Origin of the sequence: Gluconobacter sp. P1D12_c, assembly GCF_018812105.1 — a bacterium.
Lineage (GTDB): Bacteria > Pseudomonadota > Alphaproteobacteria > Acetobacterales > Acetobacteraceae > Gluconobacter > Gluconobacter oxydans_A.
Genome location: NZ_JACSIQ010000600.1, coordinates 1 through 414 on the forward strand (window position 1 = coordinate 1; position 414 = coordinate 414).

Below are 414 nucleotides of genomic sequence, written 5' to 3' on the forward strand. Positions count from 1 at the left end.
GATGATGATGCAGCCCGGTTTTTTTTATGTTGAAGATCGCCTGGCTCGTCTGAGTGGGCTTGGTGACCAGCTCGAAGCGTTTTCCCGGACTGTGGATTTTGAAGTATTCCGTCCTGACCTGGAGAAGGCTCTGGCCTATGCGGACGGGAGCAAAGGCGGCCGTCCGCCGTTTGATCCGGTGCTGATGTTCAAAATCCTGGTGATCCAGACGCTGAATAATCTGTCYGATGAACGGACGGAATATCTGATCAACGATCGCCTGTCGTTCATGMGCTTCCTTGGGCTGGGGCTTTCAGATCGTGTTCCTGATGCCAAAACACTCTGGCTGTTCCGTGAGCGCCTGACGCAGGTGGGAGCTATCGAGGGTGTGTTCAACCGTTTTGACGCGACCCTGCGGCACGCCGGCTATCTGCC

General features: G+C 55.6%; 1 protein-coding gene. It reads left to right on the forward strand.

Going from position 1 to position 414, the window contains the following annotated elements; all coding sequences use genetic code 11:
* Position 1: 1 nt before the first annotated feature.
* On the forward strand, positions 2 to 414 hold a 413-nt coding region (locus KP705_RS18335), incomplete at its 3' end, for a transposase (RefSeq protein WP_252348449.1).